Here is a 6,473-nt window from a genome sequence, read left to right on the forward strand (position 1 = left end):
ACGGTCTGTACTGCGCGAACAGTCAGAATCGAGCCTTGTCCCTCCTCCTCCCTTCAAGTCCTACCATACAAGCGAGCTTGCTCGCGATGGCAGCCTACTGCCGCCCCGTCATTGAATGTCAGACCCTCATCGCGAGCAAGCTCGCTCCCACAGGGTCTGTGGCATGGCTGGATTCAATTGAGCTGCGATTGGCGTCAAGCCGCGATGATGCGGTTCTTCCCCTTGCGCTTGGCTTCGTACATGGCCGCGTCGGCGCGGGCGAACAGGCTGTCGAGGGACTGGTCCTCGGGAGTAATGGCGGTGAGCCCCTGGCTGACGGTAATGCCGAAGGTCTGCTCGCCGCAGCGGAACATCAGCCGCTGGATTTCCCGTTGCAAGCGCTCGGCTACTTGCAAGGCCATGTCGGGGGGGCAGCCGGGGAACACTGCCGCGAACTCTTCGCCACCAATCCGCCCGAACAGGTCACCGCGCCGCAGCACGGATCGGCCGCTTTCGGCGATCTTCTGCAACACGGTATCGCCTTCCTGATGGCCGTAGGTGTCGTTGATTACCTTGAAGTCATCGATGTCCAGCAACAGGAACGCCATGGGCGTCCCTTGTAGCCGCGCCTGCTCGAATTCACGGTGGGCGCATTCGAAGAAATGCCGGCGATTGCTGCTCTGGGTCAGCACATCGGTGGTCGCCAGTCGCTGCAGTTCACTTTCCAGCAGCTTCTTTTCAGTGATGTCCTCGGCGATGCCGACCACGATCACGGGTTGCCCGGGCTCGGCCTGACGGTTGATGAAGCACTTGTCGCTCAGCCAGCGGACCTGGCCGTCGCCGGCGATGATGCGGTATTCACGGTCTTCGACGGCGCCCTTGACCAGCACCTCGGCCAGGCTGCGTTCGGCGTACTCCAGGTCGTCGGGGTAAATTGCGTCGCGCCATTCGTTGTAGTCCGCCAGGACCAGGCCGGCGGGACGGCCGAAGATGCGCTCATAGGCGGGGCTGACATACAGCACTTGCCGGGTTTCCCAGTTGAACGCCCAAAGCACGGCATTGACGCTGACCAGCAGCGAGCTGAACAGTTGCTCGCGCTCGCTCAGTCGCGCCACTTCACCCTGGGCATGCATCAGCGCCATGAGCGTCTGGGCCGCCTCGGGCCAATGAGGTAGGGAGTAATCCTGCAGGTTCTTGTCGACCATCGGCACAAATCTCAAAGAGCGTGCACTGCTGTGGGTTCGCACGCACTTTTCTCCAAAGCCCGCCTGGATGGCGAAGTGCTCTTTGAGATAGGGGATTTGGGACGAAGTTCCTTTTCAGGCGACGAAGGGCGGGGGATTTAGCGAGTCAGATACCAAGTGTTGAACCTGTGGCGAGGGAGCTTGCTCCCGCTGGGCTGCGGAGCAGCCCCAAGACGGTCAATTCAATTGATCTGAGGCACCGAGCCAGCGGGTTTCAGGGCTGCTGCGCAGCCCAGCGGGAGCAAGCTCCCTCGCCACAAAAAGCCCTTATTCACCTGGCGTTGTCGGGTCAGGCCGTGGCAGGCCGTAGCGAGTAGGTCTTGAGCTGATCGGCAAAGTCGCGCAGGGACTGGATGCCACTGGCCTCGGCTTCGCTGACCCATTCCTTGATGGCGGCGAGCATGTCGTGGCCGTTGCTGCTGGTCTTGACCCAGATCTGCTGCAAGGCCAGGCGTTTCTCGTAGATCACCTTCAGCGCCTGGCTGTGTTCGAGCATGTTCTGGATGCGCACATGGTGACGTTCGTCCAACAGGCTGGTCTCCCGCGACAGCAGGCGTTTGGCCCGGTGGAACTGGTGACGCACCGAGTGATCGACCTTCTCCAGTTCCTGCTTGACCAGCGGCGCAATGACCAGCCGGCGGTACTGCGCCATGATCTGGAAGCGGTTGTTGAGGATCGCCATGGCCGTGTCCATGTCCAGGTGGCCCTTGCCTTCGACCCGGTGGGCGATCGGCGCAACGCGCTGGACCTTGGCCAGGCGCAGGAAACTGAAGACCTTGATCCAGGCCCGGCCCAGGTCGAACTCCCATTTGCGCACCGACAGCTTGGCCGAGTTGGGGTAGGTGTGGTGGTTGTTGTGCAGTTCTTCGCCGCCAATCAGGATGCCCCAGGGCACCAGGTTGGTCGCCGCGTCGCGGCATTCGAAGTTGCGATAGCCCACGGCATGGCCCAGGCCATTGACCACGCCGGCGGCCCAGACGGGGATCCACATCATCTGGATGGCCCAGATGGTGATACCGATGGTGCCGAACAGCAGCAGGTCGATGACGCCCATGATCGCCACACCCAGCAGCGGAAAGCGGCTGTAGAGGTTGCGCTCGATCCAGTCGTCGGGGCAGTTCTTGCCGTAGATGCGCAGGGTCTCGGGGTTTTCCGCCTCGGCGCGGTACAGCTCGGCGCCTTTGCGCAACACCGTGGACAAACCCTTGATGACCGGGCTGTGGGGGTCATCCTCGGTTTCGCATTTGGCGTGGTGCTTGCGGTGGATGGCGGTCCACTCGCGGGTGTTCTGCGCCGTGGTCAACCACAGCCAGAAGCGGAAGAAATGTTTGAGACCGGCGTTGAGCTCCAGGGAGCGATGCGCCGAATAACGGTGCAGGTAGACCGTGACGGCAATGATTGTGACGTGGGTCATCAGCAGGGTGACTGCCACCAGTGACCAGGCCGACAAGCCAAGAAAACCTTCGTACCACATAGGCTGTAGGGCCCTCGATAAAGATAGAAACCGCCGTTGCATTATCACCAGCCCCACAGATAAAACCAGTCGGCCTTTCAGATAAGAGTGGCTGAATGTTTCTTCCTCTATAATCCCGTCACTTTGTAGGGACATGGATGGCCGAATGCCTGCCTATCAACGCAGTGCCGTGCGCGTAGCGCTGCTTTACCTCGTGCTGTCAGTCACCTGGCTGCAGCTGATTGGTTATTTATTGAGCAGTTTCTTCGATCAATTCGCTGACAGGCAGCGTTGGCTGCTGATCAATGGTTATGCCTGGGTGCTGCTCAGCGCCGGGCTGATCTTCCTGGCCCGGGCACGGATCTCGCGGTTTTTCGCCAAGGGTGAGCACGGCGTCGATCGCGAGCGCCTGCGCCAGGCCGCGGCCGTCTTCGATTGCACCCGCGAAGGGGTGTTGGTGACGGACCGCAATGGCTTGATCGTGCATGTGAACCGGGCGTTCATGGCGATCACCGGTTATGCCCGGGACGAAGTACTGGGCCAGCGCCCCAATCTGTTCAAGTCCGGTCGCCATGGGCCGGAGTTCTATCGCGACATGTTTGCCGCCCTGACCGGCCAGGGCGAGTGGAGCGGTGAGATCTGGAACCGACGTAAAAGTGGTGAGATCTATCCGCAATGGCAGACGATTCGTGTCATTCACGACGATAACGGCCAGGTCAGTCATTATGTCGCGGTATTTTCGGACATCAGCGCCATCAAGGATTCGGAGCATGAGCTGGCGCACCTGGCCCATCACGACCCGCTGACAGGCCTGCCAAACCGGCTGCTGTTTTCTGATCGCGCGGAGCAAGCCGTGGCTTCGGCGCAGCTTCACAAGCGCGGATGTGCGCTTCTGCTGCTGGATCTGGATCATTTCAAGAACATCAACGACAGCCTTGGGCACAACGTCGGTGACGAGTTGCTCAAAGGCGTGGCCGAGCGTTTTCTCGGGCTGTTTGCACCGGGTATAACCCTGGCGCGACTAGGCGGTGACGAGTTCGCGGTGCTCGCGGAAAACTGCTCGCAGCCAGGTCAGGCGGCGGCCTTGGCCCGGCGTATCCTCGATGCACTGAAAGAGCCGGTACAGCTCGGCGACCAGTCCTTGTTTATCAACGCAAGTATTGGCATCAGCCTGTTCCCCGGTGATGCCCTCAGCGCCGGGCAATTGCTGCGCAACGCCGACTCGGCGCTGTTCAAGGCCAAGAGCGCCGGGCGCGACGGCTACGCCCTGTACACCGAAGAGCTCACCGCCCACGCCCAGCAACGGGTCGAAATTGCCTTCGAACTGCGTCGCGCGCTGCAACAGCAAGAGTTGCGTGTTCATTACCAGCCGGTACACGACCTGGCGAGCAGCCGTTTGATCGGTGTCGAGGCGCTGGTGCGTTGGGAGCATCCGACGCGGGGGCTGGTGTCGCCCGCCGAGTTCATTCCCATCGCCGAGCGTACCGGGCTGATTGCCCAGATCGACGCCTGGGTCATGGACCAGGCCTGCCGGCAGATGTGCCGGTGGCAACAGGCGGGTGTGGCGCTGTCGTTCGTCGCCGTCAACGTCTCGAGTCGGTTGTTTGCCCGTCGTGAGTTGTATGACCAGGTCGCCCAGGTGTTGCACGACACGGGCCTGGATCCGGCGTGTCTGGAGCTGGAAGTGACGGAAAGCGCGGTGATGGAAGACCCGGAGGTGGCGCTGGAGCAGATGCATCGCCTGCGGGAGTTGGGCGTGCGGCTGGCCATCGACGATTTTGGCACGGGGTATTCGTCGCTGTTGCGGCTCAAGCGTTTGCCGGTGCAAAAGCTCAAGATTGATCAGGGTTTTGTCGCGGGGTTGCCGTGGGATGAGGACGATGCGGCGATCGTCCGAGTGATCATTGCCTTGGCCCATAGCATGGGGATGCAAGTGCACGCCGAAGGGATCGAGCAGCGCGAGCAAGCGGCGTTTTTGCTTGGGCTGGCGTGTGAGCTGGGGCAGGGCTACTGGTTTGGCCGGCCCGTGGCGGCGGCACAGTTGGATTGGGAGCGGGCGCCGGTTATTGCTTGATCGCCAGTGGTATTGATGTTGGTTGACCCACCGCCATCGCGAGCAAGCTCGCTCCCACAATGGATGGGCGTTGAATTTGAGATTTGGTTCGACGCAGGACCCTGTGGGAGCGCAATGCTGTTCACTCAAGGCAATCGATAAACCCGTGGCGAGGGAGCTTGCTCCCGCTGGGCCGCGAAGCGGCCCCAAAACCTGCCAATTGCGGCGTATCAGACACACCGCACCCGCCGGTTTACGACTGCTTCGCAGCCGAGCGGGAGCAAGCTCCCTCGCCACAGGGTCATCATTTTTCTTAAGTGAACGGCATTACCTGTGGGAGCGAGCTTGCTCGCGATGGCGTCGGCCCAGCTTGCATCAGAGCAAAGCGCTACCCCTTGGCACCAGGCGCCGCCATCTCCTGGGGTTCCAGATGATCCAACGCCCGCTCGACCAGCAACTGCACCCCATCGGCCATGCGGCTGATCGCCAAGGCGACGCAGCGGCGTGAGTCATCCACATCATCAGCCAGGTCGGCGGCGATGGTGCTGATGGAGAGCAGGTCTTCGGAGGCGTTGGCCAGCAGGGTTTCGGTGTCGATGTGGGGGGACACGATGAAGAGTTGGTTTTTGTCGGGTTCGGGCGGTGAGGCGGGCTTGGGCTTGAGGTAGTAGTCGAGGGCGCGGGTGGCGGCGTCATCGAGCTTTTTTTCTTCCTGCGCTTGGACGCGAGATTTGTGGCCGCTTTGCGGGGGATTCGGAGTTGCTTTGAACATAGTGAAAATTCCTGGAAGTGGAGCCGGCACCCTCCGATTGCACGTCGAAAAATGGGTGGCAGCTGTACGTAGGTGTGCAAGACCGGTCCAGGAACCCGGCAGACCCGAAGGTCTCCCACGCGCAGCCGCCATAACAGTCGGCGAGCATAAAAAAATGCTCGGCGAATAGCCATAACGAATGCGTTCCTGGATCGGACTTGCACGTCCGTATCACCGTTTTTGCGATGACGAACAGAGGTTAGCGGCGCTCGAAAGCGCTGCCTAGTTCATGAACAGCCCGGCGTGTTGAAGGAAATGTCCGAGGGTTTGGCGGGGAAAAGCACCAAAAGATCGCAGCCGTCCGCAGCTCCTACAGAAATTGCCACATCTCCCAGGCGGTTCTTCGGGAGGCGGTGTGTCAGATGAGCAATCAGGGGGCTGATACACCGCTATCGCGAGCAGGCTCGCTCCCACAATGGATTGGTGTTGAGCTTGAGATTCGGTTCGACTCAGAACCCTGTGGGAGCGGGCTTGCTCGCGAAGGCGGCGTGTCAGTCGACATCAATATGTCTGATCCACCGCTTTCGCGAGCAAGCCCGCTCCCACAATGGATTGGTGTTGAACTTGATAGTCGGTTCTACACAAAACCCTGTGGGAGCGAGCCTGCTCGCGATGGCGTCGGCCAGTTTGCATCAAAGCAAGGCGCTACACCTTGGCACCAGGCGCCATCTCCTTTGTTTCCAAATGATCCAATGCCCGTTCGACCAACAACTGCACCCCATCGGCCATCCGGCTGATCGCCAGGGCGACACAGCGGCGTGAGTCATCCACGTCGTCAGCCAGGTCGGCGGCGATGGTGCTGATGGAGAGCAGGTCTTCGGAAGCGTTGGCGAGCAGGGTCTCGGTGTCGATGTGTGGGGACACGATGAAGAGCTGGTTTTTATCGGGTTCGGGCGGTGAGGCGGGCTTGGGCTTGAGGTAGTAGTCGAGGGC

General features: G+C 60.9%; 5 protein-coding genes. 1 reads left to right on the plus strand and 4 read right to left on the minus strand.

Going from position 1 to position 6,473, the window contains the following annotated elements:
- Positions 1-194: 194 nt before the first annotated feature.
- Entirely contained in the window at positions 195-1,184 is a 990-nt protein-coding gene (locus tag HGO40_RS30000) for a GGDEF domain-containing protein (RefSeq protein ID WP_250965990.1), read from the minus strand.
- 328 nt (positions 1,185-1,512) lie between these two features.
- Entirely contained in the window at positions 1,513-2,697 is a 1,185-nt protein-coding gene (desA, locus tag HGO40_RS30005) for a delta-9 fatty acid desaturase DesA (RefSeq protein WP_250965991.1), read from the minus strand.
- A gap of 145 nt (positions 2,698-2,842) precedes the next feature.
- On the opposite strand from desA, the gene dibA reads away from it, so the two are divergent.
- Positions 2,843-4,750, plus strand: a complete 1,908-nt coding sequence (dibA, locus tag HGO40_RS30010; RefSeq protein WP_250965992.1) for a phosphodiesterase DibA — start codon at positions 2,843-2,845, stop codon at positions 4,748-4,750.
- A gap of 367 nt (positions 4,751-5,117) precedes the next feature.
- Here the strand turns inward: dibA and HGO40_RS30015 are convergent, their stop codons facing one another.
- Both HGO40_RS30015 and HGO40_RS30020 read right to left on the minus strand, forming a co-directional pair.
- Positions 5,118-5,501 carry a DUF6124 family protein gene (locus HGO40_RS30015; RefSeq protein WP_250965993.1) on the minus strand — a complete coding sequence of 128 codons (384 nt, stop codon included), beginning with the start codon at positions 5,499-5,501 and terminating at the stop codon, positions 5,118-5,120.
- 684 nt (positions 5,502-6,185) lie between these two features.
- On the minus strand, positions 6,186-6,473 hold a 288-nt coding region (locus tag HGO40_RS30020; RefSeq protein ID WP_250965994.1), incomplete at its 5' end, for a DUF6124 family protein.

Source organism: Pseudomonas sp. CG7, assembly GCF_023701885.1.
GTDB classification, from domain to species: Bacteria; Pseudomonadota; Gammaproteobacteria; order Pseudomonadales; family Pseudomonadaceae; genus Aquipseudomonas; species Aquipseudomonas zanjanensis.